At 72.2% G+C, this 26,421-nt stretch carries 26 protein-coding genes and 1 pseudogene; 9 read left to right on the top strand and 18 right to left on the bottom strand.

Going from position 1 to position 26,421, the window contains the following annotated elements:
- The coding region (locus K4G64_RS17520) for a triacylglycerol lipase (protein ID WP_221756974.1) at positions 1-803 on the top strand (803 nt) is incomplete at its 5' end.
- Between the two features lie 106 nt (positions 804-909).
- Here the strand turns inward: K4G64_RS17520 and K4G64_RS17515 are convergent.
- Positions 910-1,935 carry a lytic polysaccharide monooxygenase gene (locus K4G64_RS17515; protein ID WP_221756973.1) on the bottom strand — a complete coding sequence of 342 codons (1,026 nt, stop codon included), beginning with the start codon at positions 1,933-1,935 and terminating at the stop codon, positions 910-912.
- Positions 1,936-2,115: 180 nt separating this feature from the next.
- Here K4G64_RS17515 and K4G64_RS17510 point away from each other — a divergent pair, with 180 nt between their 5' ends.
- Entirely contained in the window at positions 2,116-2,565 is a 450-nt protein-coding gene (locus K4G64_RS17510; RefSeq protein WP_221756972.1) for a GNAT family N-acetyltransferase, read from the top strand.
- Positions 2,566-2,595: 30 nt separating this feature from the next.
- Here K4G64_RS17510 and K4G64_RS40195 read toward each other — a convergent pair whose 3' ends face one another.
- Positions 2,596-2,730, bottom strand: a complete 135-nt coding sequence (locus K4G64_RS40195; RefSeq protein WP_260460579.1) for a hypothetical protein — start codon at positions 2,728-2,730, stop codon at positions 2,596-2,598.
- 139 nt (positions 2,731-2,869) lie between these two features.
- Between K4G64_RS40195 and K4G64_RS17505 the strand changes: the two genes are divergently transcribed.
- The gene (locus K4G64_RS17505; RefSeq protein ID WP_221756971.1) at positions 2,870-3,502 is read left to right on the top strand and encodes a bifunctional 2-polyprenyl-6-hydroxyphenol methylase/3-demethylubiquinol 3-O-methyltransferase UbiG; all 633 of its coding nucleotides are present in this window, start codon (positions 2,870-2,872) and stop codon (positions 3,500-3,502) included.
- On the opposite strand, the gene K4G64_RS17500 is transcribed toward K4G64_RS17505, so the two are convergent.
- Together K4G64_RS17500 and K4G64_RS17495 are read right to left on the bottom strand one after the other, a co-directional pair.
- Complete coding sequence (locus K4G64_RS17500; protein ID WP_221756970.1) at positions 3,461-3,961, bottom strand: DUF402 domain-containing protein; 501 nt, start codon at positions 3,959-3,961, stop codon at positions 3,461-3,463. The genes K4G64_RS17505 and K4G64_RS17500 overlap by 42 nt on opposite strands.
- Positions 3,942-4,871: a GNAT family N-acetyltransferase gene (locus K4G64_RS17495; protein WP_221756969.1), complete on the bottom strand. Its 930-nt coding sequence runs from the start codon at positions 4,869-4,871 to the stop codon at positions 3,942-3,944. Before K4G64_RS17495 ends, K4G64_RS17500 begins: the two co-directional genes overlap by 20 nt.
- Positions 4,872-4,942: 71 nt before the next feature.
- Between K4G64_RS17495 and K4G64_RS17490 the strand changes: the two are divergent.
- Positions 4,943-5,029, top strand: a pseudogene (locus K4G64_RS17490) (GntR family transcriptional regulator); the annotation flags it as partial.
- Positions 5,030-5,285: 256 nt separating this feature from the next.
- Here K4G64_RS17490 and K4G64_RS17485 read toward each other — a convergent pair.
- The 6 genes from K4G64_RS17485 to K4G64_RS17460 all read right to left on the bottom strand — a co-directional run bounded on the left by K4G64_RS17485 (position 5,286) and on the right by K4G64_RS17460 (position 11,558).
- Positions 5,286-6,059, bottom strand: coding sequence for a DUF72 domain-containing protein (locus tag K4G64_RS17485; RefSeq protein ID WP_221756968.1), 774 nt, complete (start codon positions 6,057-6,059; stop codon positions 5,286-5,288).
- A gap of 33 nt (positions 6,060-6,092) precedes the next feature.
- Positions 6,093-7,187 carry a DUF5925 domain-containing protein gene (locus tag K4G64_RS17480; RefSeq protein WP_221756967.1) on the bottom strand — a complete coding sequence of 365 codons (1,095 nt, stop codon included), beginning with the start codon at positions 7,185-7,187 and terminating at the stop codon, positions 6,093-6,095.
- Positions 7,188-7,262: 75 nt separating this feature from the next.
- Positions 7,263-8,063, bottom strand: a complete 801-nt coding sequence (locus K4G64_RS17475) for a polysaccharide deacetylase family protein (RefSeq protein WP_221756966.1) — start codon at positions 8,061-8,063, stop codon at positions 7,263-7,265.
- Positions 8,056-9,054, bottom strand: a complete 999-nt coding sequence (locus tag K4G64_RS17470) for a glycosyltransferase family 2 protein (RefSeq protein ID WP_221756965.1) — start codon at positions 9,052-9,054, stop codon at positions 8,056-8,058. The genes K4G64_RS17475 and K4G64_RS17470 overlap by 8 nt, the downstream gene beginning before the upstream one ends.
- Positions 9,051-9,872, bottom strand: coding sequence for a glycosyltransferase family 2 protein (locus K4G64_RS17465; protein WP_221756964.1), 822 nt, complete (start codon positions 9,870-9,872; stop codon positions 9,051-9,053). The genes K4G64_RS17470 and K4G64_RS17465 overlap by 4 nt, the downstream gene beginning before the upstream one ends.
- Before the next feature lie 480 nt (positions 9,873-10,352).
- Positions 10,353-11,558 carry a S8 family peptidase gene (locus tag K4G64_RS17460; protein ID WP_221756963.1) on the bottom strand — a complete coding sequence of 402 codons (1,206 nt, stop codon included), beginning with the start codon at positions 11,556-11,558 and terminating at the stop codon, positions 10,353-10,355.
- 338 nt (positions 11,559-11,896) lie between these two features.
- Between K4G64_RS17460 and K4G64_RS17455 the strand changes: the two genes are divergently transcribed.
- Entirely contained in the window at positions 11,897-12,703 is an 807-nt protein-coding gene (locus tag K4G64_RS17455) for an SGNH/GDSL hydrolase family protein (protein ID WP_221756962.1), read from the top strand.
- A 4-nt stretch (positions 12,704-12,707) separates the two neighbouring features.
- On the opposite strand, the gene K4G64_RS17450 is transcribed toward K4G64_RS17455, so the two are convergent.
- From K4G64_RS17450 to K4G64_RS17435, 4 genes are all read right to left on the bottom strand, one after another.
- Positions 12,708-14,345 carry a serine/threonine-protein kinase gene (locus K4G64_RS17450; RefSeq protein WP_308122416.1) on the bottom strand — a complete coding sequence of 546 codons (1,638 nt, stop codon included), beginning with the start codon at positions 14,343-14,345 and terminating at the stop codon, positions 12,708-12,710.
- A 114-nt stretch (positions 14,346-14,459) separates the two neighbouring features.
- Positions 14,460-16,049 (bottom strand): nickel transporter, encoded by a 1,590-nt coding sequence (locus K4G64_RS17445; protein ID WP_221756961.1) that lies wholly within the window; start codon positions 16,047-16,049, stop codon positions 14,460-14,462.
- Complete coding sequence (locus K4G64_RS17440) at positions 16,046-17,656, bottom strand: lipopolysaccharide assembly protein LapB (RefSeq protein WP_221756960.1); 1,611 nt, start codon at positions 17,654-17,656, stop codon at positions 16,046-16,048. Before K4G64_RS17440 ends, K4G64_RS17445 begins: the two co-directional genes overlap by 4 nt.
- 106 nt (positions 17,657-17,762) lie before the next feature.
- Complete coding sequence (locus K4G64_RS17435; RefSeq protein WP_221756959.1) at positions 17,763-19,295, bottom strand: DUF4331 domain-containing protein; 1,533 nt, start codon at positions 19,293-19,295, stop codon at positions 17,763-17,765.
- A 227-nt stretch (positions 19,296-19,522) separates the two neighbouring features.
- Between K4G64_RS17435 and K4G64_RS17430 the strand changes: the two genes are divergently transcribed.
- From K4G64_RS17430 to K4G64_RS17420, 3 genes are all read left to right on the top strand, one after another.
- Positions 19,523-20,065, top strand: coding sequence for a sigma-70 family RNA polymerase sigma factor (locus K4G64_RS17430; RefSeq protein WP_221756958.1), 543 nt, complete (start codon positions 19,523-19,525; stop codon positions 20,063-20,065).
- Complete coding sequence (locus K4G64_RS17425; RefSeq protein WP_221756957.1) at positions 20,062-20,880, top strand: anti-sigma factor domain-containing protein; 819 nt, start codon at positions 20,062-20,064, stop codon at positions 20,878-20,880. Before K4G64_RS17430 ends, K4G64_RS17425 begins: the two co-directional genes overlap by 4 nt.
- A 126-nt stretch (positions 20,881-21,006) precedes the next feature.
- Positions 21,007-21,273, top strand: coding sequence for a hypothetical protein (locus K4G64_RS17420; RefSeq protein ID WP_030850794.1), 267 nt, complete (start codon positions 21,007-21,009; stop codon positions 21,271-21,273).
- Between the two features lie 177 nt (positions 21,274-21,450).
- On the opposite strand, the gene K4G64_RS17415 is transcribed toward K4G64_RS17420, so the two are convergent.
- Both K4G64_RS17415 and K4G64_RS17410 read right to left on the bottom strand, forming a co-directional pair.
- Positions 21,451-22,233 carry an ABC transporter permease gene (locus K4G64_RS17415; RefSeq protein WP_221756956.1) on the bottom strand — a complete coding sequence of 261 codons (783 nt, stop codon included), beginning with the start codon at positions 22,231-22,233 and terminating at the stop codon, positions 21,451-21,453.
- The gene (locus K4G64_RS17410; RefSeq protein ID WP_221756955.1) at positions 22,230-23,195 is read right to left on the bottom strand and encodes an ATP-binding cassette domain-containing protein; all 966 of its coding nucleotides are present in this window, start codon (positions 23,193-23,195) and stop codon (positions 22,230-22,232) included. Before K4G64_RS17410 ends, K4G64_RS17415 begins: the two co-directional genes overlap by 4 nt.
- 63 nt (positions 23,196-23,258) lie before the next feature.
- On the opposite strand from K4G64_RS17410, the gene K4G64_RS17405 reads away from it, so the two are divergent.
- The gene (locus tag K4G64_RS17405; protein WP_221756954.1) at positions 23,259-23,975 is read left to right on the top strand and encodes a TetR/AcrR family transcriptional regulator; all 717 of its coding nucleotides are present in this window, start codon (positions 23,259-23,261) and stop codon (positions 23,973-23,975) included.
- A gap of 426 nt (positions 23,976-24,401) precedes the next feature.
- On the opposite strand, the gene K4G64_RS17400 is transcribed toward K4G64_RS17405, so the two are convergent.
- Both K4G64_RS17400 and K4G64_RS17395 read right to left on the bottom strand, forming a co-directional pair.
- Positions 24,402-25,559, bottom strand: a complete 1,158-nt coding sequence (locus K4G64_RS17400; protein WP_221756953.1) for a type ISP restriction/modification enzyme — start codon at positions 25,557-25,559, stop codon at positions 24,402-24,404.
- A gap of 94 nt (positions 25,560-25,653) precedes the next feature.
- Positions 25,654-26,403: a GntR family transcriptional regulator gene (locus K4G64_RS17395; protein WP_221756952.1), complete on the bottom strand. Its 750-nt coding sequence runs from the start codon at positions 26,401-26,403 to the stop codon at positions 25,654-25,656.
- Positions 26,404-26,421: the final 18 nt, after the last annotated feature.

The following is a 26,421-nucleotide window of genomic DNA, read 5'->3' as shown; positions in this document are numbered from 1 at the left end:
GCCGCGGACGGCTTGCAGGAGTAGTCGTTCCAGCCGGCGCCCCGAGCTCCGGCTGGAACGACTACTCCTGCAAGCCGTCCGCGGCCCACCCCCGCCCCGTCGTCCTCGTCCACGGCACCCTCGGGAACTCCGTCGACAACTGGCTGGGCCTCGCCCCCTATCTGAAGGTCCGCGGCTACTGCGTCTTCTCCCTCGACTACGGGCAGTTGGAGGGCGTCCCCTTCTTCCACGGCCTCGGCCCCGCCGAGAAGTCCGCCGGACAGCTGAAGGACTTCGTCGACACGGTGCTCGCCGCGACCGGAGCCACCGAGACCGACGTCGTCGGGCACTCGCAGGGCGGCATGATGCCCCGCTACTACCTGAAGTTCCTCGGCGGAGCCGCCAAGGTGAACGCCCTGGTGGGCATCGCGCCCAGCAACCACGGCACCGACCTCAACGGATTCACCAAACTGCTGCCCTACTTCCCGGGCGCGGCGGACCTGCTGTCGAAGAACACCCCCGCCCTCGCCGACCAGGTCACCGGCTCCGCCTTCCTCACCAAGCTCAACGCGGGCGGCGACACCGTGCCCGGCGTGCGGTACACCGTCATCGCCACCAAGTACGACGAGGTGGTCACGCCGTGGCGCAGCCAGTACCTGAACGGGCCGGACGTGCGCAACGTCCTGCTCCAGGACCTGTGCGCCGTCGACCTGTCGGAGCACGTGGCCGTCGGGCTGCTGGACCGGGTCGTCTTCCACGAGGTGGCCAACGCCCTCGATCCGGGCCGGGCCACGCCCACCACCTGTCTCTCGGCCTTCGAATGACACGTGTCACCCTTTGACGTGTCGCGCTGACACGTGTCAGGGAAACGTTTCGGGGCCTGTCCGGCCTGAGCCGCCGGACAGGCCCCGGGTCGTGGGGCGGTGGGCGTCAGCGGCCCTGGCGGCCGCCGCTCACCGTCCGGCGCCTGGCCGAGAGGAACAGGGCCGAGGCGCCCAGTGCCAGCGCCGCCGCGCCGCCGATCGCGACATACGGGGTGGTGCTGTCACCGCCGGTCTCGGCGAGGTTCTCCGTGGCACCGGCCGCCTCGGGCCGGTTGGGGGCGGGCGCGGCGGCCTTCGGCCGGTTCGGCGTGCTCTCCTTCGGGGCCGCGGCTGGCTTCGCCGAGGTGCTGGGGTCGTTGTCGCCGTGCCCGTGGTGCTCGACGGTGGACTTGGCGTTGCCGTCCTTGATCTGCTTCTCGCTGGGAGCGGAGGCGGACGGGGCCGGAGCGGCGGCACCGCCTGCCGTGCTGCCACCGCCGCCCGCCGCGCCGCCACCGCCGCCGAAGCTGACGTCCGAGCAGGAGTAGAACGCCTCCGGGCTGTCCGACCGCTGCCAGACCGCGTACAGCAGGTGCTTGCCGGAGCGCTGGGGCAGGGTGCCGGAGAAGGTGTAGAAACCGCCGGCGGCGGCCGGGTCGGTGGACGTCGCGACCGGCTTCGCGAGATCCAGGTCCTTCCAGGCGAGCGGCTTGGCCGGGTTGTAGCCGGGCTTGGTGATGTAGACCTTGAAGGTGCCCTTGTGAGGGGCCGTCACGCGGTACTTGAAGGTGTGCGGGCCGCTGCGGACGCCGGTCGCGGGCCAGTCGGCGCGGGGGAGGTCGAGCCCCTTGAACTCCGGGTTGTTCGCGCTGCAGAGCTTGCCGTCCGGTATGAGCTGCTGGTGCCGGCCGCCCGCGTCGCCGATGCGGATGCCGTTCCAGTCGTAGAGGGCCTGGGTGCCGCCCGCCGCGACCGCCGCCTTGCACGCGGCCGACTTCGGGCTCTCGGGACCCTCGGCGTAGCACTGCGAGACCCGGCTGACCGGGTCGCCCATGGAACCGTGCGCGGCGGCCGGGGCGGCGGTCAGCGCGGTCAGGGCGAGCGGGAGGCTGCCGAGGGCTGCGACGGTGGCCACCTGGCGACGTGCGGTCATGCGGGAACTCCTCGAACGGTTCATGGGACAGGTCCGGGCCCGGGTGGGCCGGATCCCGTGGGGTGATCCGAAGCTAGCCCGTGAGAACCGTGAAATCGCCTGCTGAGGGCGGGTGGAGGAGATCCTTATGGCCCGCTTAAGGGAGTGTTCGGACTGGCATCAGGTAGGTACCGTCACGGCATGGCAGACGAGGAGATCCGGCCGGCCCGGACCGCAGACGTACCGGTCGTCGCGGACGTGATCGACGCGGCCTTCAGCCCCTATATCGCGCGCATTGGGCGGGTGCCGCAGCCCATGGAGGAGGACCACGCGGCGAACGTGGCCGCGGGCAAGGTGTTCGTGACGGGCGATCCCGTGACCGGGCTCGTCGTGGTCGAGGCGTTAGCGGACCATCTCTTCCTCGACACCATCGCCGTCCACCCCTGCGCACACGGCGGGGGAGTGGGGCGGCGGCTGCTGCGGTTCGTGGACGCACACGCGCGTGCGCTGGGGCTGCCAGAGATCAGGCTCTGCACGAACGCGCTGATGTGGGAGAACCAGAAGATTTATCCGAGATACGGCTACGAACTGGTGGAACGCCGCGTGGACGGGCCCTACGACCGCGTCCACTACCGCAAGCGGCTGCCCTGAGGCGTGCGTCTCATGATGGGTACCGGCCGTTCAGGCGTCCGGCCACCAGGTGCGGGCGATGTCCTTGCGCACCTCCGGGCGCCCCGCGGGGCGTGCGTCGGCCTCTTCGCGGATCCGGCGGACATCCGTCTTCTTCAGGGGCTTCTGCACGGTCACTCGGCGCATGGCTGCCTCCTCAAAGGGTCTATCGGGTTCCGCGTTCTCACGGAGGTAGACCTTTCGGGGGAGAGTTCCTCATCGGTCCTGGTCTGTCTGTGGCGGCTGTCACCATTCGGGTGTCAGTGGCGGGTGTCACTCTGGGCCCATGACGAACGTGGACTGGGACGCCGAGGCCGCCTCCTTCGACGAGGAGCCGGACCACGGCCTGCGTGACCCCGAGGTGCGCCGCGCCTGGGCCGGCCGGCTGCGCGGCTGGCTGCCCGCACGGGCGGGGGACGTCCTCGACCTCGGCTGCGGCACCGGCAGCCTGTCACTCCTCGCGTCCGAGGAGGGGCATCGGGTGACGGGCGTGGACCTCTCCCCGGCCATGGTGGCGCTCGCCCGCCAGAAGCTCGCCGGGCGTGACGCGGTGTTCCTCGTGGGGGACGGCGCGTCACCGCCGGTCGGGGAGCAGCGCTTCGACACCGTGCTCGTCCGGCACGTCCTGTGGGCCCTGCCCGACCCCGGCCGCGCCCTGCGGCACTGGCGCGGGCTGCTGCGGCCGGACGGGCGGCTCGTGCTGATCGAGGGCGTGTGGGGCGGCATCGAGCCGGTCGGCATACCCGCCGAGCGGCTCACCGCACTGCTCACCCCGATCGCCGGGCAGGTGCGTGTGGAGCGGCTCTCGGACGACCCGCTGCTGTGGGGCGGGGAGGTCACGGACGAGCGGTACGCGGTGGTCGCCGAGATCCGTCCGTCAGGCCAGGAGCGCGGTGAACCCGCCGCCGCGGGCCAGTGACTCCAGTTCGTCGAGCGCGGCCAGGGCGGCCCGGGCCGCCTCCGGATCCGACGCGCCGAGGCCGCTCTCGGCGAACTCGTCCTCGTCCAGGCGCCGTACGTCCGTGCCGTCCGCGGAGCGCCACAGGTCCAGGTCCAGATCCTCCACGACCAGCTGCGGACCGGAGCGCCGCGCGGGGCGGGTGACGTCGCAGTACCAGCCCTTCAGCGCGCCCGTGGCGGTGCGGACCTCCTTCACCGCGTACCAGCGGTCGCGCCAGTAGTACTCCGTGAAGACGTCCCCGGGCTCGAAGCGCACGAACCCGAAGTCGCGGACGCCGGAGCCCGCCCAAGGGGCGCGGACCGCCACGCGCGTCCCGTCGTCCGCCAGCAGCTCACCGGTGTAACGGATCTTCGTACGGCCCGCCTTGACGAGCACGACCTCCAGCCGCGCGGGCGGGTCAGCCGAGTTCGCGGACATGGCGCACCTCCTTCGCACAGATCTCGTAGCCGAACCACTTGTTGATGGCGATCATCGGCTCGTTGCCGGTGTCGTTGCCGGTGAACGCCTCCGTGCATCCCGCCGCGCGGGCGCGGTGCAGGGAGTCGTTCTTGGCGAGTTTCGCCAGGCCCCGGCCGCGGAACTCCCGGGCGGTGCCGGTCATGGCGGTGGCGTAGCGGGAGCCGCCGTCGGTGTACGCCACGCTGAACGCGGCGGGGCGGCCGTCGACGACGGCGACCGTCGTCAGGTCGCGGTTCAGCAGCGGGTGCTTCCAGTGCTCCTCGAGCCAGGCCTCGTAGTCGGTGAACTCGACGTCGATGTCGCTCGGTTCGTCCGACGACGTCGCCGCGTCCAGTTCGAAGATCGGGCGCGGGTCGTCCGCGAAGTCGGCGGCCGTGCGCAGCTCGACGCCCGCGGGGACGTCCGCCCGGGGCGGCAGTGTGCCGGTCGCCAGGTCCAGGCGCAGGAACCAGGCGGAACGGCTGGCCCGGAAGCCGTGCCGCTCGGCGAAGGCGAGGTTGTCCGGCTCGTCCAGCACCCAGGTGAACAGCTTCGTCACGCCCAAGCGCCCCAGGCGCTCCTCCGCGGTGCGCAGCAGGAGCGAACCGGCGCCGCGGTTGCGGTGGCCGGGACGCACATAGATGTTGGCGGAGCCCTGGCCGGGTTCCGGACTGTCGTGGGCGACATGGACCTGGGCCGTGCCGATGATCTCGCCGTCCTCCTCGGCGACGAGCTGCCCGAAGTGGGCGTCCGGGTGGGCGTGCGTCAGGGTGTGCACCACGGCATCGGCCGTGGAGAGCATGTACGGAAGGGCGAGGCGCCGGGTGGTGGAGAACCCCTCGGCATCGGCTCGGACATCGGGGCGCAGGTCGCGCACGATCACGGTCATGGAGGCGCACGCTACGCGTGGAGCCGACCGGGGTGCCTCTCATTTTCCGCCGGGTGCGCGACAATCGGCCTGTGACCTTGAAGATCGACATCGACGACAGCGCCCCGCCCTACGAGCAGGTGCGGGCACGGATCTCCGAGCAGGCGCGGTCGGGTGCGGGGCGGTGGGGGTTGGTCGCGCAGTTCCCCGCGCCCCTAGGGTGACGTCGTGCCGGAGCATGCGGCTGCGGGCCGGTTGGGGGTTCTCGCGCAGTTCCCCGCGCCCCCAGGGGCGACGTAGTGCCGGAGTGTTCGGGTGCGGGTCGGTGGGGGTTGTTCGCGCTCACGCGGCGGAGCCGCACATCGATACAGCCCCGCGCCCCTAGGCCCCTCGCGCCCCAGGGCGTCGTCGCCGCCGTGGAGAGGAAGGCCCGGTTCAGCCCGCCCGTGCCAGGTGGTCGGGTGTGCGCGTGATGTCCAGCCCCGCGGACCTCCCCGCCCGTGCGAACGCCATCGCGTCCTCCACCGCCGCGCCGCCCGGGTCGTTGTTGAAGTACGCGTAGACGTCCTCGCCGCCGGACCAGGTCGTGGCGATGCGGTCGAGCCAGGTGGCCAGCGAGCGGCGGCCGTAGCGGGGCCAGGGCTGGGCGCGGCCCTGGTGGAAGCGGACGTAGCCCCAGTCGGTGGTGCGCCACAGGGGGGTCGCGGGGCGGGCCAGGATGTCGGCCCAGCACAGGGCGGCGCGCCGGGACTCCAGGACGCGGCGGACCTCCGGTGTCCACCAGGAGTCGTGGCGCGGCTCGACCGCGACCCGCGTCGAGGCCGGGAAGCAGGCCAGGCACGCGTCCAGCAGGCCCGGGTCGGCGCGCAGGGTGGGCGGCAGCTGGAGCAGGACCGGGCCGAGCCGGTCGCCGAGGCCCGCCGCGTGGCTCATCAGACGGTGCACCGGCTCCTCGGGGTCCTTGAGCCGCTTGATGTGGGTCAGATAGCGGCTGGCCTTCACCGCGAAGACGAAGTCCCCGGGCACTCGCCCCCGCCAGTCCTCGAACGTCTCCCGCGCCGGCAGTCGGTAGAAGGCGTTGTTGATCTCGACGGTGGCGAAGTGCCGCGTGTACTCCTCCAGCCACAGCCGCATCGGCAGCCCGGACGGGTACAGGACGTCCCGCCAGTCCTTGTACTGCCACCCGGACGTGCCGACGAACAGGGTCATACACCCATCAAAACACCGGCGGGCGCCGACCTCCTACAGATACAGGCCCGCGTCGACGCCCCCGCGCGGCTCCGGCAGGGACGTCGGGGACGTGCCCCGGCGCAGCGCGTACAGCTCCGCCAGCGTCGCGCCCTCACGGCCGACGCCGTCCTCCTGACCCAGCCAGTTCACCGCCTCGGAGCGGGTCAGCGGACCGACCTCGATCCGGGCGAGGCAGCGGCCCGGGCGGACCACGGCCGGGTGCAGGCGCTCCAGGTCCTCGTTGGTCGTGACACCGACCAGGACGTTGCGCCCCTGGCCGAGCAGGCCGTCCGTCAGGTTCAGCAGCCGCGACAGGGCTTGGCCCGCCGTGTGCTTGGCCTCACCGCGGATCAGTTCGTCGCAGTCCTCCAGGAGCAGCAGCCGCCAGCGGCCCTTGCCCGTCGCGTCCTCCTCGCCGATGGCGATGTCCATGAGGTAGCCGACGTCGGAGAAGAGCCGCTCGGGGTCCAGGACGCAGTCCACCTGGCACCAGTCGCGCCAGGACCGGGCCAGCGTCCGCAGTGCCGAGGTCTTGCCGGTGCCCGGCGGGCCGTGCAGCAGCAGGAGCCGGCCCGCGATGTCCTCGGGGGTCGTCTTCATCAGACGGTCCATGGCGTCCGCCACCGGCGCCGTGTAGTTGGGCCGGACCTCGTCCCAGGTGCCCGCCGCGATCTGACGGGTGGTGCGGTGCGGGCCGCGGCGCGGGGAGACGTACCAGAAGCCCATCGTGACGTTCTCCGGCTGCGGTTCGGGCTCGTCCGCCGCGCCGTCCGTGGCCTGGTCGAGGATCTTCTTCGCGAGTTCCTCGGCGGTCGCCGTCACCGTGACGTCGGCGCCCCGGTTCCAGCGGGAGATCAGCAGCGTCCAGCCGTCGCCCTCGGCGAGCGTCGCGCTGCGGTCGTCGTCCCGGGCGACCCGCAGCACCCGGGCCCCGGGCGGCATCAGCGTCGCACCGGACCGCACCCGGTCGATGTTCACCGCGTGGGAGAACGGCTGCTCGCCCGTCGCGAAGCGGCCGAGGAACAGCGCGTCGACGACGTCGGACGGGGAGTCGGAGTCGTCGACGTTGAGCCGGATCGGCAGCGCCTCGTGCGGGTTTCCAGACATGCCGCCATGATCCGGCACGAGGACGCCGCGTGCACCCGGTTTCCAGGTGCACGCGGCATGTCGCCCCCGTGCAGGTCAGCCAGCGGAGCGGGAGACCAGCCGGCGAGCCCGCCGAACCCCGCGGACGACGGCGTACCCCTTGGTCAGGGCACGGTCCCCGGCGAACGTACGGGCGACTCCGCGGCCCTCGACGACCCGCTCGAACTCCTCGATCCCCGTGCTGCGGCGCACCGTCACCCGCCGCAGCGCGTACGGCCCCTGCGCGCGCCGGGCGAGGCCGTTGCCCACGGCGAGGGCCTGGGCGTAGCCCGTCTCGCGCACCGCCTGCCGGACCCGGCGGCTGGAGTAGCCGTAGGGGTAGGCGAACGAGGCCGGGACGGTGCCCAGTTGGTCCGAGACGATCTCCTTGCAGTGGATCAGCTCGAACCGCAGGGTGGCGTCGGAGACCTGGTCGAGCTGCGGGTGGCTGTGGCTGTGCCCGCCGATCTCGACGCCCGCCGCCGCGAGTTCGCGGACCTGGTCCCAGTCGAGCATGGTGTCCAGGCCGCCCCCGGTGTCGTACGGCCCCCTGAGCCACCCGGTTGAGACGAACAGGGTGGCCGGGAAGCCGTGCTTGGCGAGCGCGGGGAGGGCGTGCCGGTGCACGCCCTCGTAGCCGTCGTCGAAGGTGATGAGGACGGGCCGCTCGGGCAGCGCGCGGCCGGAGCGCCAGCACGCCGCCAGTTCGGCCGTGGTGACCGGCGTGCGGCCCCGGTCGGCGAGCACCGCCATCTGCTCGGCGAACGCCTCCGGGGTCACCGACAGGGCGCGGGTCGCCTCGTTCGGGTCGGTCGCCACCGCGTGGTACATGAGGATCGGGACGCGGGTCTCACTCACGGGCCGCCACCTCCACCTCGGGCACCCGGAACGTGGTCCCGCCCCGGCGCGCCCGGACGCTGCCGACGACGTAACCGCCCGCCGCCGTCAGCACCCCGGCCACGATCGCCCCCGCCCGGCCCGCACCGCCCGGCCGGGCCAGCAGGGCGTCCCGCAGCCCCCGGGCCACCCCGGCCGGCAGGACCCGGGTCGCGTACCGGCGCTCCGACTCCAGGCCCTTCTCGGCGCCGACGCTCCGGGCCACCAGGGCCTTGGACAGACCCTCGGCGTAGGTGCGGGTGCGGAAGTAGCGGAAGTGCTCGCGGATCTCGGGCACCCGGTGGTGGATCACCGCCCGGTCGTCGATCAGCAGCACCGCGTCGGGCCGCGCGCGGCTGAGGCGGATGCACAGTTCCGTCTCCTCGCAGCCCAGCGGGCGTTTGTCGCCGTCCCGGCCGATTCCGGTGGCGAAGCCGCCCGCCGCGTCGAAGGCGGTGCGGCGGAACGAGGCGTTGCCGCCGAGCACGTTGCGCACCCGCACCCGGCCGCGCGGCAGGCCCCGGTACGTGCAGCCCACCACCCAGTCGAACTCCTCCGGGAACCAGTCCGGCCGCCGCCCCGACGCCCAGACCGGCACCGTGCGCCCGCCCACCGCCATCACCCGCTCGTCGGTGTACGCCTCGGCGAAGTGCAGCAGCCAGTCGCGCTCGGCCACGGCGTCGTCGTCGAGGAAGGCCACGATCTCGCCGCGGGCCGCGGCGATGCCGGTGTTGCGGCCCGCGGACAGGCCGCGGGGGCCCGCGTTGGCGAGCACCCGCACCACGTCGCCGTCGGAGGACTCCTTGTACTCCTTGGCCAGCCGCTCCCGGAGCGTCTCGTTGTGATCGACGACCAGCAGCGTCTCCAGGGCCGGCCGCGACTGCGCGTGGACCGAGGAGACCGCGGCGAGGATGTCCTCCCAGCGGTCCTCGGTGTACGCGCAGATCACGACGGAGATGCCGGGACCGCTCAAGACACCTCTCCCCGCATCGCGGCCGGCGCCGGCGACTGGGGTGAACGGCGGCGCAGCGCACGGCGGTTGGAGCGCTCCTGAAGGATCACCCGGAGCACGCGCAGTCCGTCCCGCACGGCCCGCAGATTGCTGACGCCGTGGATGCGCAGGTACTCGTAGCTCGGGATCTCCTGCACCTTCAGCCCGGCCTTGACGACGCGGATGTTCATCAGGGTCTCGACCTCGAAGCCGGTGCAGTCGAGGTCGATCTTGTCGAGGCAGTGGCGCCAGAACGCGTTGTAGCCGTAGCAGAGGTCGGTGTAGCGGGCGCCGAACTTGCGGTTGACGGCCGTGCACAGCGCCCAGTTGCCCATTTTGCGGATGAAGGTCATGTCGTCGGTGCCGCCGCCGTTGGCGAAGCGGGAGCCCTTGGCGAAGTCCGCGCCGGAGACCAGGGCGGAGACGTAGCTGAGGATCTCGCCGCCGTCCGCCGAGCCGTCCGCGTCGATCATCACGATGATGTCGCCGGTGCAGGCCTGGAACCCGGTGATCAGGGCGTCGCCCTTGCCCTTGCCGCGCTGCTCGACGACCTTCACCTCGGGCCACAGCTCGCGGGCCACCTGGACGGTGTCGTCGGTGGAGTTGCCGTCGACCAGGACCACTTCGTGTATCCAGTCGGGCAGGGTCTTGAAGACGTACGGAAGGTTCTCCGCCTCGTTCATCGCCGGGATGACCACGCTCACCGGCGGGGCAATGGCCAGGTGCGAGGAGACGGGCCGGTACTTTCCGGCGGTCGGCGGATGCGGGTCCGTCGCGGCCGGCTGCAGAACTGAGCTCATGAGTCTGGTCCCTCTCGTCCGGTGGACCGCCCCCCCAGGGCAGTCCGGATCCAGTCCGGTTCGAAAGGGGGGTTCTCACTCGAGGCACGCCGACATGGAGCTTCGGGCACGCCGGGTGAGCTGGCAAAGCTGGCCGGCCGCGAAAAAACGGCAGCCGACCGCGCGGCACGGCCCGGAGACAAGTGCGATCACCGAGCACGGCACCCCCCTACCGCGCCCCGCGCCGGTTCGTCGCGGTCCTTGAGCCCTCCCCTAGAGCCGCGTACTGACGGACCGATGCGGGTGAGATGTATGACGGTATTGACGATTGAACCCGTATGGCAAGACCTGGAACGGCCGCTCACGTTTTTGTTGGTTTGGCCGTTGTGTCAGACACCTTGTGCGACGCAAGTTGCACGTTCCCGTCTCATAAACATGCGTTCCCCGGAGGCGATCAGGGCCTCCGGGGAACACGTGTTCAGGTGTCGGCGCGGACCTCGGTCACTGCACGATCTGCAGCAGCCGGTTCGGCGAGCCGGAACCCGCGCTGGTGACCTTGCCGGTGACGGCGCCGTTCACCAGGGCCGTGGCGACCTGGGCCGGGCTGGACGAGGTGTGACCGGCCAGGTAGACCGCCGCCGCGCCCGCGACGTGCGGGGTCGCCATCGAGGTGCCGGAGATGGTGTTGGTCGCGGTGTCGCTGGTGTGCCAGCCGGCCGTGATGGAGGAGCCGGGCGCGAAGATGTCCAGGACCGAGCCGTAGTTGGAGTAGCTCGCCTTGGCGTCGGTGCTGGTGGTGGCGCCGACCGTGATGGCCTCGGCGACCCGGGCGGGGGAGGACGAGGAGGCCGTGGTGCTGCTGTTGCCCGCGGCGACGGCGTAGGTGACACCGCTGGCTATGGAGTTGCGGACGGCCGTGTCCAGGGTGGCGGAGGCGCCGCCGCCGAGGGACATGTTGGCGACCGAGGGGCCGGAGTGGTTCTGCGTGACCCAGTCGATGCCCGCGATCACACCGGCCGTGGTGCCGGAGCCGCTGTTGTTCAGCACCCGCACCCCCACGATCTTCGCCTTCTTGGCGACGCCGTAGGTCGTGCCCGCGATCGTGGTGGCCACATGGGTGCCGTGGCCGTTGCCGTCGGAGGCGTCGTTGTCGCCGTCGACCGCGTCGTAGCCGTGCGAGGCGCGGCCGCTGATCTGCTGGTGGGTGATGCGCACACCGGTGTCGATCACATAGACCGTCACACCGCTGCCCGCGCTGTCCGGGTAGGTGTAGGTGCCGGACAGCGGGAGCGAGGCCTGGTCGACGCGGTCCAGGCCCCAGGGGGCGTTCGTCTGGGTGGCGGCGAGCGAGACGCGCTGGTTCTGCTCGACGGAGGCCACCGCCGGGTCGGCGGCGAGCTGCCTGGCCTCGGTGGCGGAGAGGGTGGCGGCGTAGCCGTTCAGCGCCTTGCCGAACGTCTTGTCGACCGAGCCGCCGTACTCCTTCACCAGGCCCTTGCCCGCCGCCGAGGACGCTTTCAGGCCCGCGCTCTTCTTGAGCGTGACGAGATAGCTGTCCTTGATCGCGGTCGGGGAGTCCGCGGCGAGCACCCGGCCCTCGGCGGGTGCGGCCTGGGCGGGAAGCGTGGTGAGCCCGCCCACGAGGGCGGCGGCCGCCAGCGAGGTGAGTGCGGCGAACCCGAGTCTCTTGCTGCGCAGTTGTGCCATTACGAGGGAGTCCTCCTCTGGGCGGCGCGCGCCTGGGTGGGGCGCGCGTCATGTGGGGGATGTGCGCGTGCTCGCGCACACAGGCAGGGGAGCGTCGCGTTCCGCTCCCGGCCGGAGTAAAGCGTCTGCCAACTACCGGGATAGAACAAGGGAGTTGAGCATCAGTCAACAAAGTTGTCATGTCCGTGCAACAAGCAGAGGTGGGGGCGTAACGCGACCCGCCGTGAACAGGCCACGAAAAAGCCGGGGAAACCGAAAAGACTTGGCATGGACACTTCCTGTCAACACGCGTAGCTGCTACGACGGTTATGGCAGAGATCCTGCTAAAGGGAGGTTCCATGAGACGTTCCCGACTTGTCGTGCTCGTGAGCTCGCTCCTCCTCGCCGTCGGCACCGCCCTCACCGGGGCGGCGACGGCGCAGGCGTCCTCACTCGCCGCAACTGGCGGCTATGTGGCGCTCGGTGACTCCTATTCCTCGGGAGTCGGAGTCGGCAGCTACATCAGCTCCAGCGGCGACTGCAAGCGCAGCACCAAGGCCTACCCCTACCTGTGGGCCGCCGCCAACGCGCCTTCCACCTTCGACTTCACCGCCTGCTCGGGCGCCCGAACGGGTGATGTTCTGGCGAGTCAACTCACCCCGCTCAGCGCCTCCACCGCCCTCGTCTCGATCAGCATCGGCGGCAACGACGCCGGCTTCGCCGACGTCATGACGACCTGTGTGACCCAGTCCGACAGCTCCTGCGTCTCCCGCATCAACACCGCCCGCGCGTACGTCGACTCCACGCTGCCCGGCAAGCTCGACGGCGTGTACTCGGCGATCCGCTCCAAGGCCCCCGCCGCCAAGGTCGTCGTCCTCGGCTACCCCCGCTTCTACAAGCTCGGCGCCACCTGCCTCGGTCTGTCCGAGACCAAGCGCAAGGCCATCAACGACGCCTCCGACCACCTCAACACCGCCATCGCCAAGCGCGCCGCGAACCACGGCTTCACCTTCGGTGACGTCCGCACCACCTTCACCGGCCACGAGATCTGCTCCGGCGACTCCTGGCTGCACAGCGTCAGCTGGCTGAACATCGGCGAGTCGTACCACCCGAAGGCACCCGGCCAGTCGGGCGGCTATCTGCCCGTGCTCAACAGCAACGACTGACCGCTCAGCCGGAGTCCGAGTCCGCGTTCGACTCCGGATCCGAACCCGGTTCCGGGTCGGTGCCGGAGGGAGAAGGGGAGGCCCCGCCCGTCGGGGTCTCCGACTCGCACGCCACCGAGAACGGCACCGACTCGGACGTCGTCCGCACCGGTTCGCGCACCTCCACGCTGATCTCGTTCTCGAACGTCCCGCTCTCCTCCTCGGTCGTCACCCGCACCGTGTCCCGCTTCGAACGACCGCCGCCCTCCGCGAACGACAGCGTCTTCCAGCCCCCGTCGAGGACCTGGCCGTCCTGAGTCACCCAGCGGTAGCTCACCTCGGCCGGCAGCCGGCCCACCGTGAGCGTCGCCGTGAACTCGGGCGCCTGCGCGTTCGGCGGCGGACACGGCCCCGCATAGTCCGTACGCCGGCCCTGCAGGGCGACCCGCACCGACTGCGGAGGCGGACTGCTCTCCTTCGACTCGCTCGGGGTCGGCGACGGGCTGGACTTCTCCTCCCCGGTGCTGCGCGGCGGGCTCTTGGTCGCCGTCGGCGTAACGTCCCCGGCGCCCTGGTCGTTGCCACCGGAGCCGTCCCCGTTGTTGAGCAGCGCGTACGTCAGCCCGCCCACCGCGAGCGCCAGCGCGATCACCCCCGCGACCAGCACCCGCCCGGTCCTGCGCTCCCCGTCCCGGCCGGTGGCCGTCGTGGTCGCCGTCGGCCCGGACGCCGCCGTACTCCCGGGGAAGGGCATCGGGGGCGTGGGAGCGGGCTCGGGGTGGCCCACGGCCGTCGGCGGGAACGGAACCGCCCGCGTGGTGTCCGCGCGCGGCGAACCGCCCGCGGCGACGACCCGCAGATCCTCCTCGGCCCGCTCGGGCGGCAGCCGCTGCTCCGGATCCTTGCGCAGCAGCCCTTCGATGACCGGGGCGAGCGGACCGGCCCGGTACGGCGGCGGCAACTCCTCGTCGACGATCGCCCGCAGCGTGCTCAGCGGGGTGTCGTGACGGAAGGGGGAGTGGCCCTCGACCGCCGCGTACAGCAGCACCCCGAGCGACCACAGGTCCGACTCCGGGCCCGGCGTACGGCCCAGCGCCCGCTCCGGGGCGAGGAACTCGGGCGAGCCGATGACCTCCCCGGTCATGGTCAGCGCCGAGCTGCCCTCGACCATGGCGATGCCGAAGTCGGTGAGCACGATCCGGCCGTCGTTCGAGATCAGCACGTTGGCCGGCTTCACGTCGCGGTGCAGCACCCCGGCCTCGTGCGCGGACCGCAGTGCGGACAGCACCTCGGCGCCGATGTGTGCCGCGCGCTGCGGTGTCATCGGGCCCTCGGCGTCGAGGACCTCGGCCAGGGAGAGGCCGCGGACCAGTTCCATGACGATCCACGGCCGGCCGTCGTCCGTGGCCACGTCGTACACCGTCACCACGTTGCGGTTGGCGACCCGGGCCGCCGCCCACGCCTCCCGCTCCAGCCGCGCGTACATCCGCTGCACGTCGTCGCCCGCCAGGCCGGACGGGGCGCGCACCTCCTTGACGGCGACCTCGCGGTGCAGCACCTCGTCGCGGGCGCGCCACACCGTTCCCATGCCGCCCTCGCCCAGTGGTGCCAGGAGGCGGTAGCGGCCCGCGATCACACGCTCATGGCCCGGTTCTTCGAACACGGCGCCCCCATTCGCAGCCGGGCGAAATCTTCATGGGGTGTGTCTTCCCCATGAGGTCGGTTTTCCTCACGACGTCCGCTTCTCTCCTGACGCCCGATGTCTCACGAACGTAACTCAGCCGAGTGCGGATGCCGCCCCCTTGAACACCAGTCCGGCCCCGAGAACCACCACGGCGAAGGCCGAACCGAGCGGTGCGGTGCGGCGCACCAGGGCCGCCATCGGGCCCCCCGTCCAGCGGGGGCGCCGGTCCAGGAGCCGGGTCATGCCGCTGCCCGCCTTGACGACGGCGTACCCGGCGGCCGTGAGGGTGAGCGCCAGTCCGACGCCGTATGCGACGACGAGCAGCAGACCGAACCAGGCCTGCCCGAGGGCGGCGGCGCCGACCAGCACCACCACGGCGGACGGGCTGGGCACGAGGCCGCCCGCGAAGCCCATGAGGATCGTGCCGCGCAGGGTGGGGGCGATGGCGTGGCTGTGGGTGGAACCACCGTGGGTGTGCTCGATCGTGTGGGGGTGGGAGTGGGGGTGGCTGTGATCGTGCGGGTGGTCGTGGTCGTGGTCGTGCTTGTGATCGTGGTCGTGCTTGCCGTGATGGTCGTGGTCGTGGGTGTGGCTTCCGTTGTCGTGCTCGTGGCCGTGATGATGGCCGTGCGGGTGGTGGGTGTGCGCGCGGTTGCGCAGCGCGCGGCGGACCAGGCTCGCGCCCGCCAGGGTCACCAGGAGACCGCTGGCGACGCCGAGCCAGGCGATCACCGAGGGCGCCGCGGCCGAGCCGGCCGTCACCAGCAGGCCCAGGGCGACCACGCCCAGGGTGTGCGTGATGGTCACCGAGGCAGCCATGGGCAGGACGTCCTTCATCCTCGCCCGACCGCCCCGGGCCGCCGCCGTCGCCGCCATGATGGTCTTGCCATGGCCCGGGGCCAGTGCGTGCATCGCGCCCAGGACGACAGCGATGAGCAGGGCCAGCGCGGCGAACCCGGCGGTGAGGTCCTGCCGGGCCACCAGGTCGTCCAGGGCACGCGTCCAGCGGTCCGCGCCGCGCGGGAGCACGGAGGCCGCGGGGGCGTCCGACTCCTCCTCGGCCAAGGCGGCGCCGCCCGGGCGCACCCGCAGGGCGGCGGACGCGGTGTCGGCCGGGGAGGACAGCAACTCCTCCGGGTAGCTCGTCAGTTCGTCCGATATCGATTTCTCGGGCACGTCCGAGGCGGCGAGCGTCATACGGTCGCCCCGCGCCGTGATCTCCCGCCAGCCCGGGCCGTCGGCGGCACCCGCGCCACGGAAGCCGAGGGACAGGGTCTTCTCGTCCGACGGGAGCGGCGCGGTCAGCTCGCACTCCACCCGGAGGGTGTCGAGCCCCGCCTGCCCGGGCCGCACGCGCGCGTGGCTGCGCTCGGCGGTGAGGGCGACCGCGCGTCCGCCGACGGTCGCGCGGCTGTCCTCGGCTGCCGTGGCGCACCGCTCGCGGGCCCACATGGCGATGCCCAGCCGTTCGATGTCCGGCCCCGCCTGGGTCGCCGGGATCTCGGCGAGGTCCTCGACGTGGTGGACTCGCAGTTCGCCGGGGGCGGCGACCAGGCCGTCGTAGCGGTTGACGGTGAAGTTGCCCAGCGGGTGGGCGCTCGCCGTGGCGGCGGGCAGCAGGGTGAGCGCGCAGGCGGCCGTGAGGACGGCGGCGCCGGACGCGAACAGCCGGCGCAGGGTCACCGGTTCCCCTCCAGGTCCTTGAGTGCGGTACGGGCCTCACGCGCGCCGAGGGGCGAGAAGCCGGGGTTCAGGTCCAGCGCGGCCTTCAGGTGCGTGCGGGCCTCGCGCCGGTCGCCGGTGGTGCGCTCGATGATGCCGCGGTGGTAGAGGAAGACGGCGTTGCGGTAGCCGGTGGCGGTCGCCCGGCGGGCGTACGGCAGGGCTTCCTCGTCCCGGCCGTTGACGTGCAGGGCCCAGGCGAGGGCGTCTGCGGTGTGCACGCTGTGCCGGCGGTCCCACTCGGCGCGGGCGGCGCGCAGGGCTTCCTTCTTGTCGCCGTGGTCGGCGGCGGCCAGGGCCGTCTCGAGGTCGGTGTTGGCGCCGCCGGCGCGGGCGAGGGCCGTCCAGGCGTCGACGAGGGCGTACTGGTCGCCGGCCTTCGCCCGGTCGCCGTCGGCGCCGCGGTCCTCGTACAGCTCGCCGAGGGCGACGAGCGGGCCGGGCAGCGGGAACCGGGCGACGACCTGCTCCAGCCCCCGCACGGCGGCCGTCCGCTCCCCGCTCGCCGCCTGGACCCGGGCGCGGCCCTCCAGGGCGGGCAGGTACGCGTCGTCGGCGGCGAGGGCACGGGCGTAATGGTCGAGGGCCGTCTTGTAATCGCCCTGGTTCCAGGCGAGTTGCCCGAGGGCGGTGGCGACGTACGCGACGTCGGCGGGCGCGTGCGCCGAGCTCAGGGCGCGCTCCAGCACCTCGCGCGCCGTGCGGACGTCGCCGCGCAGCTCGCGCACGTACGCGTACCGCGTGAAGACGGGTATCCCGGGGCGCCTGTCGTCGGCGGTGTCGGCGGCCTTCGCGGCGTCGTCGTACCGGCCGAGTTCGACGAGGGCGTCGATCCGGGTGCACAGGGCGCGTTCGTTGTAGGGGTTCTCCTTCAGGGCCCGGTCGGCGTGGGTCAGGGCACCGGGAAAGTCGTGCCGGGCGGCGGCGAGGGCGGCCTGCCCCGCCAGGGCCTGGTCGTTGCCGGGTTCCAGCCCGAGGGACCGCTTCAGGGCGCGCTGGGCCTGCGGATACCGGGAGGGGTCGCCGTTGGTCCGGGCCTGCTCGACGTAGGCGACTGCGAGGGTGGCCCAGCTGCCGAAGTCCTTGGGCTGGGCCCGGAGATGCTTCTGCAGGGAGGCGATCCCCGCGTCGAGATCCCCCCGGGCGAGATCGCCGGGCGACAACGCCCCGGCCGCCGAGACGGCGTCGACACCGGCCCCGCGGTCCTGCACACCCCCGACCGCGATGGCCCCACCGGTCACCGCGACCGCCAGCAGCACGGCACACCCGGCCAGATGCAGGGCCCGCCACCGCCGCCCCCCGTCGGCGGCCCGCCGCACCGCGACGACCCGCTGACCGGAGTCGGCCTCGGTCCTGCCCTCCGTCTCCTCCGCTTCCTCTTCCTTGCCCTCGGCCCCGGCTTCCTCTTCCTTGCCCTCGGCCCCGGCGTCGGCTGACTCCTCGGCCTCGCCTTCGCCGCGCGGAGGAGGGGTGGGCGCGTCGTCACCGGCGCAGGGCTCCGGGGCCGTCGACGGCGCGCGGTCGTCGTCGGGCCTCTCCGGTGTGCTGTCGGTCGTACGCGCAGGCATGACCTCTCCTCGATCGGATGTGCTGGTGCGGGAGTGGAGTCGGCGGCGCGGCCCGCGCCGTGGGGGATGTGGAGCGGGCCGCGCCGGTTCGTGAGTGCGGAGCGGGTCAGTAGGCCCGGTTCCGCATGCGGCGCCACCACATCAGGGCCGCGCCGATCAGGACGATGCCGCCCGCACCGGCGCCCGCGGAGGCGGCCATCAGGCGCGTGTTGTCCGAACCCTCGGCGCCGGCCGGCTGGAGCGCGTCGCCGAGCTGGCTGCGGACGTCGTTGCCGCCGTCCACGCCCTTGGCGAGCGGGCCGCGCGAACCCTCGGTCGGCAGGGCCACGTAGGGGAAGGACTTCTCGAACTTCTTGTCGTTCTTGTCGACCGCGTCACCGAGGTCGTTCTTCGCACCCAGCAGTTCGCCCTCGACGACCTGGAGCGAGGCGTCGATCACGTCGTCGGTGAGGCGACGGCCGTTCGGGAAGCCCGCGTTGTCACCGTCCAGGACGCCCAGCCGCTTGGGCTTGGCGGCCGGCTTGATGGACGTGTTGAGCCGCAGCTGCTCCGACGGCGTCACGTGCGGCGGCTGGTTGAGGTCCTTGACGCCCTTGAGGAAGACGTCGACCAGGTCGTTGCGCGGCTCGTCGGGCGCCGGGATCTTGTAGATCGCCTCGATGAGCTTGGGCAGCTCCGGGTTGGTGACGTTCTCCAGGAACTCGGCGTCGTCCCGCGGCGTGGACGCGTTGAACTTGTCCTTGTCCTTCAGCGGGTTGACGACCTCGTTCACCAGCGGGTTGCCCAGGCGCGACACCTGGGAGAAGTAGCCCTTGGCGTTCTTGCGCTGGGTCGTCGACCAGACGCCGACGACCGGCTGCTCGTGCGACTCGGTGATGAGGCTGTTCGGCACCTGCAGGGCGATCGAGTTGACGTTGTAGCCCTTGAGGGTGTCGTTGCCGACCTCGGAGAGGTTCCCGCCGTACAGCAGGTCGAAGACGCGCAGGTCCAGGAAGAACGGGTCGTCGGCCTGCCCGGCGAACGTCTGGGCGCCCCCGGCGAGTTTGTGGATCGCCTGCTTGCGCAGGGTGTTGTAGTCCGGCATCGACGCCTTGCCCACGTTCGACGGCGCCACCGGCACGTCGTCGGCGACCTTGGTCTTCGAGACGGCCTTCAGGTGCTTCAGCTTGATCAGCTCGAGGTCGTACGTCTGCGTGATGTTGAGGTCGGGGTCGTCGAGGCTCTCGACCGGGCCCGTGTTGTAGAGGAACGTCTTGTCGTTCTTCGCATGGGTCTTGAACGTGTAGCGGAACAGGAGGTCTTCCTGCGCGTCGCCGTTGCTGTCGATGCGCAGGTCGTACTGGGCGTCCTCGGCGAACGGGAAGAAGTTGGGCCCGCCGGCCGGTTCCTCGAAGGGTATCCAGTTCGCCACGATGGTCGTCGTGTCCGGCTTGTCCGGGCTGACGAACGCGTACACGTCGGTGTTGTCGTACTGCGGGGTCCCCGAGATCAGCGGGGCCTCGCGGTGGCTGGAGGCGGAGGCCTCCTCAGGGGCCAGCGCGGTCACACCGGCGGCGGCGAGCCCGCCGGTGGCCAGCGCACCACAGATCACGGTCGCGATGCTCCGGCGCCCCGCGCCGGTCCTGAAGGTAGGTGTCATGCCGTCCGTCCTCGGTGCCAACTTGCCTGACACACGCCATTCGGAGTGGTCGGCAGAGCGGATTGGTCGAATCTCAAACGTTCTTACGGCGAGTGGGGAAAGTTGTTTCATCGCCGGGCGACCCGCGTTTTCGGCGCGCTGATCCGTAACTCCGTCCGGAGGTGTGTGCGTTGCGATTGCCTCGCGTGAGGGGACAGGCCCGGTGCGGCCTCGGAGAGGGGGACCGAGTGGAGGCGGACGAGCTGCTGCTGCTCGTGGCAGGTGGGGACCAGAAGGCGTTCGAGGAGCTGTACGCGGTGGTGTCCGGCCCGGTGTTCGGACTCGTACGGCGCGTGGTGCGCGACCCCGCCCAGTCGGAGGAGGTGGCTCAGGAAGTGCTGCTCGAACTGTGGCGGTCCGCGGCGAGGTTCGACCCCGGCCGGGGCAGTGCGATGTCCTGGATCCTCACCCTCGCCCACCGCCGCGCCGTCGACCGGGTCCGCAGCGCCCGGGCGGCCGGGGAGCGCGAGCAGCGCGAGGCACTGCGTGCGAACCAGCCCGCCTTCGACCAGGTCACCGAGGAGGTCGAGGCCGGCCTCGAACGCGAGTGGGTGCGCCGCTGCCTGGACCGGCTCACCGTGCTGCAGCGCCAGTCGGTCACCCTCGCCTACTACGAGGGGTACACCTACCGTGAAGTGGCCGAGCAGCTCTCCCTGCCGCTGGGCACCGTCAAGACCCGCATGCGGGACGGGCTGACCCGGATGCGCGAGTGCCTGGGAGGAGCGGCATGAGCCTCTTTCGCCGCGAGGACCTTCACTCGCTCGCCGCGCCCTACGCGCTGGACGCCCTCGAACCCGCGGAGCGGGTCCGCTTCCAGAAGCACCTCCGGTACTGCGACCGCTGCGCCGCCGAGGTGCGCGCCCTGACCGAGGACGCCGTCCGGCTCGCCTGGTCCACCACCGCCCCGCCCCCGGCCGCGCTGCGTGACCGGGTCATGCTCGCCGTGCGGACGACTCCGCAGGACCCGGCGCCGCAGGGCGCGGTGCGCGAGCCGGCCCGGGCGCGGGCGACGCAGCTGCCGCCGCACGTCTGGGGCAACCAGCCACCGCCGCGGCAGCGGCAGCGGCGCCGGATCCCGCTGTTCGTGCCCTTCGCCACGGCCACCGCCGCCGCGGCCCTCGTCGTCGCCTCGCTGTTCGCCGTGCAGGCGAACCGGACCCAGGACCGGCTGACCGCCGAGCAAGATCGGTCACGTGAGATCGCCCACGTTCTGGCGGCTCCGGACGCCCGTGCGAGCAGTGGCCGGGACGGCCGGGGCCGCACCATCGGAGTGGTCGCTTCCGCCACGGAGGGGAGTGCGGTGGTCACCCTCGGCGGATACGGGACGCCCGCGGGCGGCCGCGTGCACCAGTTGTGGCTCATGCGCCCGGGCGCGCAACCACGCTCCCTCGGGCTGTTCGAGGGCGACACGCCCCTGGTCGCAACGGGTCTGGGCACCTCCGCGACGTCACTGGCCGTGACCGTCGAGCCCGGCGGGGGATCGCCGCAGCCCACTACCCAGCCGATCGTCCAACTGGCCCTGAAATCTGTTGGATTCGGAGAGTAATCGGAGATACATCGTCAACCCCCTTATGGGGAAGGTGAATCCTGTGACCGCGATACACGAGTGCCCGGCCGGGGCGATAGGGTTAACCTGCCCGGGCCGGGTGGACTCGTACGGGTGGGGAGTGACATGGATCAGATAACAGTGCGCAGCAGGGCCAGGGTCCCTGCGATCACCTGCGGGAGCAGCGCGACCAGTTCGCGCCTCGACCGCCACCTCTCGGTGCTGGGCGGCCCCGCCGTCCCCCAGCGGGAGACGGTCGAGGCGACCTCGCTGATGCGGGAACTGACCGCGCGTCAGCCGCACGACCGCAGTGGCAGGGGCGCGCGCGTACGTCGCGTCTCGCTCTTCGCGCCGCTGCGCCGACTGCGCCGCTCCCTGTTCGGCAGCAGGTAGGGGTCCGCGCTCGGGCGGTCACACCGCCCCTGGCGCAGCGCTGCGACACTCGTCGTCCGTCATCCCCGCGGCTCGCAGCGACGCCAGGTGTGTTCCCGAGCGCGGCACGCCCCCTGTCGGTGCCTCATCCCCGCCCGGCAGTGACCGGGGGCCACGTCCGCGGTTCCGGCCGCCCGTTCACCGCTCCCCGTGCGCGTACTGGCGCACGGCCAGCGGCACGAACACCCCGAGCAGCACGGCGCACCACAGCAGTGACCCCGCGACCGGGTGGGCCACCGGCCAGGCCGCCCCATCGGGCACCGGCGCGTTGCCGAAGAGGTCCCGCAGGGCCGTCGCCGGCGCGCTGATCGGATTCCACTCCGCGACCGTCCGCAGCCAGCCGGGCAGCCCGCTCGTCGGGATGTAGGCGCTGGACAGCAGCGGCAGCAGGAACGTCGCACCGCCCAGCTGGCCGGCCGCCTCCTCGTTGCGGGTGAGCAGGCCCAGGTAGATCCCGGCCCAGGTGCATGCGAAGCGGAACAGCATCAGCAGCGCGAACGCCCCCAGAGCGGCGAGCGGGCTCCCCTCGACCCGCCAGCCCACGGCGAGGCCCACCAGCAGGAACGGCACGGTTCCGACGGCCGTGGCCACGAGGTCCGCCGCGGCCTGCCCCAGCGGCACGGCGGCCCGGCTCATCGGCAGCGTACGGAAGCGGTTCGTCACACCCCGGTGCGTGTCCCCGGCCGCCTGGAACATGCCGGTCATGATCCCGCCCGAGGCGGTCGCCACCAGCAGGCCCGGTACCAGGAACGACCGGTACGCCTCGCCCGGCACCGCCAGCGCGCTGCCGAAGACGTAGCCGAAGAACAGCAGCATGCTGATCGGCATGACCTGGGTGAGGATCAGCAGCCCCGGGTTGTTCCGCATCCGCAGCAACTGGCGGCCCAGCATCGCGGTCCCGTCGTGCGCCAGCATGCTCATGCGGCACGCTCCTTCGTCTCGGTCGTCCCGGTCGTGGTCTCCGTCAGGCGCAGGAACACGTCGTCGAGGGTCGGCGGGCGCAGGCTCACGTCGAGCAGCGGCACCCCGGCCGTGTCCAGGGCGCGCACCAGCAGCGGGATCGTGAGCGTCGGGTCCTTGCTGACCGCGCCGACGGCGTTGCGCTCGTGGTCGAGCGACGGTTGAGCGCCCGTCAGCCGGTCGAGCACGGCCGCGGCCTTCGCCAGTACCTCCGCGTCCGGCACGACGACCTCGGCGTGCGCCCCGACGAGCGACTTGAGCTGCGCCGGGGACCCGGTGTGCGCGACCCGGCCCCGGTCCACCAGGGCGATGTCGTCGGCCAGTTGGTCGGCCTCCTCCAGGTACTGGGTGGTGAGCAGCACAGTCGTGCCCTCGGCGGTCAGGCCGCGCACCACGTCCCAGATGAGCGTCCGGCTGGCCGGGTCGAGGCCGGTCGTCGGCTCGTCCAGGAACAGCACGTCGGGACGGCGGATCAGGCTCACCGCGAGGTCCAGGCGGCGGCGCATGCCGCCGGAGTAGGTGGACGCGGGGCGGTCGGCGGCCTCGGTCAGGCCGAAGCGGTCGAGGAGTTCCGCGGTCCGGGCGGCCGGGCCGCGCACCCGGTGCAACCGGCCGAACAGCTGGAGGTTCTGGCGGCCGGTGAGGTCCCCGTCGATCGAGGTGTCCTGCCCGGTCACACCGATCCGGGCGCGTACGGAGGCGGGCTCGCGGACGAGGTCGTGCCCCGCGACCCGGGCGGAGCCCGCGTCCGGCCGCAGCAGTGTCGTCAACAGCCCTACGGCCGTCGTCTTGCCCGCGCCGTTGGGCCCGAGGACCCCGCAGACCGTCCCCTCGGCGATCGCGAGGTCCAGCCCGCGCAGGGCATGGACCTCCCCGAACCTCTTTTCCAGCCCTTCACTAAGTACAGCGTACGTAGAAGTCATGGCGTGACCATAGCGCACTACGTACGCTGTACGTAACTAGGATGGAGGTCGAGGTGATGATCGATGGCGGGCCGAGCGGCCGTACCCGAAGTGATCTGGGCGCGCCCCGAGCGCACCGGCCGTGGGCCGAAACCGGCGTTCACCCGCGCCGACATCGCGGCGGCGGCGGTGCGGATCGCCGACGCGGACGGGCTGGACGGGGTGACGATGCGCCATGTCGCCACCGAACTGGGCTGCGGCACGATGTCGCTGTACAACTACGTCCCCCGCAAGGAGGACCTGTACGAGCTGATGATCGACGCCATCGGCGCCGAGCACGAGATGTTCGAGCCGACCGGCGACTGGCGTGCCGACATGCTCCGCAACGCGGAGGAGACGCGCGCGATCATGTACCGCCACACCTGGGTGCCGCGCCTGATGCCGGGGGTGTTCGGCTTCAGCCCCAACACCCTGCGCTACCTGGAGCACTGCCTGGCCTGCCTCGAACCGCTCGACGTGCCGGCGGGCACGAAGACGGAGCTGATCGCGCTGCTCAACGGCGTCGTGACGACGTACGTCGGCAACGAGATCGCGACCGCCGAGCGCACCCGCTCCATGCCGTGGACGGCGGAGGAGGAGAACGCGGTCCGCATGGCCTATCTGGGCAGCCAGATCGCCACCGGCGCCTATCCGCGGATGACCGCGGCCTTCATGGAGCAGAGCGGGCCGGTCGATCTGGAGGCGGTGTTCCGACGGGCACTCGAACGTGTCCTGGACGCTTTCGACCCCGAGTCGCGCTGAGGCGGCTGGGGCGGCTGAGGCGGCGGGGGAGCCAAGCGGCCAGGTCAGCCAAGCGGCCAGGTCAGCCAAGCAGCTGGGGCGGCTGAGCGGCTGGGGCAGCGAAAGCGGCTAGGGGAGCCAAGCGGCCAGGTCAGCCAAGCAGCTGGGGCAGCGAAAGCGGCTCGGGCAACTGACGCGGCTGGGCGAGGGGAGCCAAGCGGCTCGGCAGCTGAGACGGCTGGGGGAGCTAAGCGGCTCGGGCAGCTGAGGCGGTCAGGGCAGACAAGCGGCTGGGGCAGCGAAAGCGGCTCGGGCAACTGACGCGGCCAGGGCAGCCAAGCAACTGGGGCAGCCAAGCAGCTGGGGCGGCTGAGCGGCTGGGGCGGCGAAAGCGGCTGGGGGAGCCAAGCGGCTAGTGCAGCTGAAGTAGCCAGGCAGCTGAAACAGCTAGAGCAGTGCCAGTTGTCCCTCGGGGCCCTCCTCGGGACCTTCCAGTACCGACGCCGGGCGGCGGGCCGCGCTCGGCACCGGGAGGACGCCGGCCTTGCCCAGGTCCGTCGCCGTGACCGGGTCGGGGAGCTCCGGCTCCTCCGGGGGGCGCAGATCGGCCAGGAGGGCGAGGACGGTGATCAGCTCCAGCAGCTCTGACGTCCAGGGCTGGGGCCAGGTGGCGGGACGGATCGCCGCCAGTGTGCCCGGCTCGGGGACGGCGACGCGGGTCGCGAACCACTGCTCCAGGACGCGCACTCCCCCCACCTCGAAGTCCCAGGCCTGCGGCGGCACCGGGGAGATGCGCCCCTCGTCCAGGAACAGGGCTTCCTCGTCCCGGTCGTAGCGCAGGGTCATGGGCCGGGACGGCAGCGGGGCGCGGACGTAGGGGCGGCGGCCGCCGGGCAGCTTCGGGCGTTCGCCGTCGCGGCGCATCAGCCACAGCATCCGGTGCCCCAGCTCCAGGCCCCGCTCCCAGGCGTCGGCGTCCCCGGTGAGCGGGACGGTGAGGTCCGGGCGGGCCGCGGCCGTGATCCAGGCGAGCACGTCCAGTGGTGCCGGGGTGCGGCCCAGCCGGGTGCCGAGGTGCTCCAGCAGGCCCGGGGCCAGATTCGGCTCGTGTCCGCCCGGGCGGCGGAACAGCGGGCGGACCCGGCCGGGGCGCAGCAGCGGGACCAGCGAGGTGCACAGCAGGGGAGGGGTGGCGCCGGGCGCCTCCGCCACGAAGACCTGCCGCTCGTCCGCCACTCGCCACAGCTCCGGGCGGGCCGCGTCGATCAGCCGCTGGTCGGGGATCAGCCACTGCTCGTCGTAGGGCGCGAGCAGCACGCGCACCGGCTCCGGGCAGGGCCCGGAGGCGCGCACCAGCTTCTCCGTGCCACCGATGCCGCTCGGGCCGGGCAGCCGGCCGACCGCCGTGTGCAGCGTGCGCGAGCGCGTCGGCTCGAACAGCGCCTCGCGGTCGGGGCCCTCGGCCTTGACCAGGGCGTCCCAGCGGGCCTTCAGGGACCCCGCGTCGGGGGCCGCCGGCCAGCCCCGGCCGAGCCGCGGCGGTGCGACGGACCACGGCATGAGGTCCGCCAGCAGCGGAGCGTCGTCGTGCGTCACGCTGGGCATCGTACGACGTATCCGAAGCCGCTCAGGGGCGCGGGGAACGCCGCTACCGGCCCGCACCGGGGTACGGACGGACACGCCGCTTCCAGCGGAGCGCTCACGTGGCGTCCAGGGTCACCGTGAAGGAGAACCGGTCCCCCCGGTAGTGGATGACGGCCACGTCCAGAGGCCGCCCGTCGGCGTCGTACGTCACCCCGGTGTAGTGCAGGATCGGGCTCAGCAGGGGGACTTGGAGCAGCTTCGAGGTCTCCGGGTCGGCCAGCCGCGCCTCCACCGTGTCCGTGATGCGGCTGATGTCCGCCCCCACCACGTCCCGCAGCACCTTGGTCATGGGCCACCGGACGAGGTCCTCCAGATCGATCTGCGCGGCCAGTTCGGGGCGCACGTAGTTGCGGGCGTGGTTCGTCGGCTCACCGGTCTTCTCGTCACTGCGCAGCCGGTGGTACGTCGACACCTCCCCGACGTCCGGGAAGAACTCGGCGAGTTCGCTCGGCACGGATGTGCTGCCGTGGTCCAGCAGTTCGGTCGTCATACCGGACTGCTGGGCCACGATCGCGTCCACCGAGCCGAGCAGGCGCACCGGGGAACCCCGGCGCGCGTGCGGCTCGATGAACGTGCCCCGCCGGCGGTGGCGCGAGATCAGCCCCTCGTCCTCCAGCTCCTTCAGCGCCTGCCGCATCGTCAGCACGCTCACGCCGTAGTGCCCGGCCAGCTGCTCCTCGGTGGGCAGCCGCAGCGGGTCCTGGGGCGAGCGGCCGAGGATCGAGGCGCGCAGCGACTGCGACACCTGGTACCACAGCGGCAGCTTGCGGTTCAGGACGATGGAATCCGGGGCGAAGGAGGTCACGGGCCATCCGTACCGGTA

The organism is Streptomyces sp. WAC04114 (genome assembly GCF_019733245.1).
GTDB classification, from domain to species: Bacteria; Actinomycetota; Actinomycetes; order Streptomycetales; family Streptomycetaceae; genus Streptomyces; species Streptomyces massasporeus_A.
Note: the sequence above shows the minus strand (reverse complement) of the source record. Positions and strands in the feature narration are given on the sequence as shown.

What these genes read in the sequence shown, in the direction of transcription:
- K4G64_RS17515 (WP_221756973.1), bottom strand. Translation starts at nt 1,935, where the DNA reads ATGACCGCACGTCGCCAGGTGGCCACCGTCGCAGCCCTCGGCAGCCTC.
- K4G64_RS17510 (WP_221756972.1), top strand. Translation starts at nt 2,116, where the DNA reads ATGGCAGACGAGGAGATCCGGCCGGCCCGGACCGCAGACGTACCGGTC.
- K4G64_RS40195 (WP_260460579.1), bottom strand. Translation starts at nt 2,730, where the DNA reads ATGCGCCGAGTGACCGTGCAGAAGCCCCTGAAGAAGACGGATGTCCGC.
- K4G64_RS17505 (WP_221756971.1), top strand. Translation starts at nt 2,870, where the DNA reads ATGACGAACGTGGACTGGGACGCCGAGGCCGCCTCCTTCGACGAGGAG.
- K4G64_RS17500 (WP_221756970.1), bottom strand. Translation starts at nt 3,961, where the DNA reads ATGTCCGCGAACTCGGCTGACCCGCCCGCGCGGCTGGAGGTCGTGCTC.
- K4G64_RS17495 (WP_221756969.1), bottom strand. Translation starts at nt 4,871, where the DNA reads ATGACCGTGATCGTGCGCGACCTGCGCCCCGATGTCCGAGCCGATGCC.
- K4G64_RS17485 (WP_221756968.1), bottom strand. Translation starts at nt 6,059, where the DNA reads ATGACCCTGTTCGTCGGCACGTCCGGGTGGCAGTACAAGGACTGGCGG.
- K4G64_RS17480 (WP_221756967.1), bottom strand. Translation starts at nt 7,187, where the DNA reads ATGTCTGGAAACCCGCACGAGGCGCTGCCGATCCGGCTCAACGTCGAC.
- K4G64_RS17465 (WP_221756964.1), bottom strand. Translation starts at nt 9,872, where the DNA reads ATGAGCTCAGTTCTGCAGCCGGCCGCGACGGACCCGCATCCGCCGACC.
- K4G64_RS17460 (WP_221756963.1), bottom strand. Translation starts at nt 11,558, where the DNA reads ATGGCACAACTGCGCAGCAAGAGACTCGGGTTCGCCGCACTCACCTCG.
- K4G64_RS17455 (WP_221756962.1), top strand. Translation starts at nt 11,897, where the DNA reads ATGAGACGTTCCCGACTTGTCGTGCTCGTGAGCTCGCTCCTCCTCGCC.
- K4G64_RS17440 (WP_221756960.1), bottom strand. Translation starts at nt 17,656, where the DNA reads ATGCCTGCGCGTACGACCGACAGCACACCGGAGAGGCCCGACGACGAC.
- K4G64_RS17435 (WP_221756959.1), bottom strand. Translation starts at nt 19,295, where the DNA reads ATGACACCTACCTTCAGGACCGGCGCGGGGCGCCGGAGCATCGCGACC.
- K4G64_RS17425 (WP_221756957.1), top strand. Translation starts at nt 20,062, where the DNA reads ATGAGCCTCTTTCGCCGCGAGGACCTTCACTCGCTCGCCGCGCCCTAC.
- K4G64_RS17420 (WP_030850794.1), top strand. Translation starts at nt 21,007, where the DNA reads ATGGATCAGATAACAGTGCGCAGCAGGGCCAGGGTCCCTGCGATCACC.
- K4G64_RS17415 (WP_221756956.1), bottom strand. Translation starts at nt 22,233, where the DNA reads ATGAGCATGCTGGCGCACGACGGGACCGCGATGCTGGGCCGCCAGTTG.
- K4G64_RS17410 (WP_221756955.1), bottom strand. Translation starts at nt 23,195, where the DNA reads ATGACTTCTACGTACGCTGTACTTAGTGAAGGGCTGGAAAAGAGGTTC.
- K4G64_RS17405 (WP_221756954.1), top strand. Translation starts at nt 23,259, where the DNA reads ATGGCGGGCCGAGCGGCCGTACCCGAAGTGATCTGGGCGCGCCCCGAG.
- K4G64_RS17400 (WP_221756953.1), bottom strand. Translation starts at nt 25,559, where the DNA reads ATGCCCAGCGTGACGCACGACGACGCTCCGCTGCTGGCGGACCTCATG.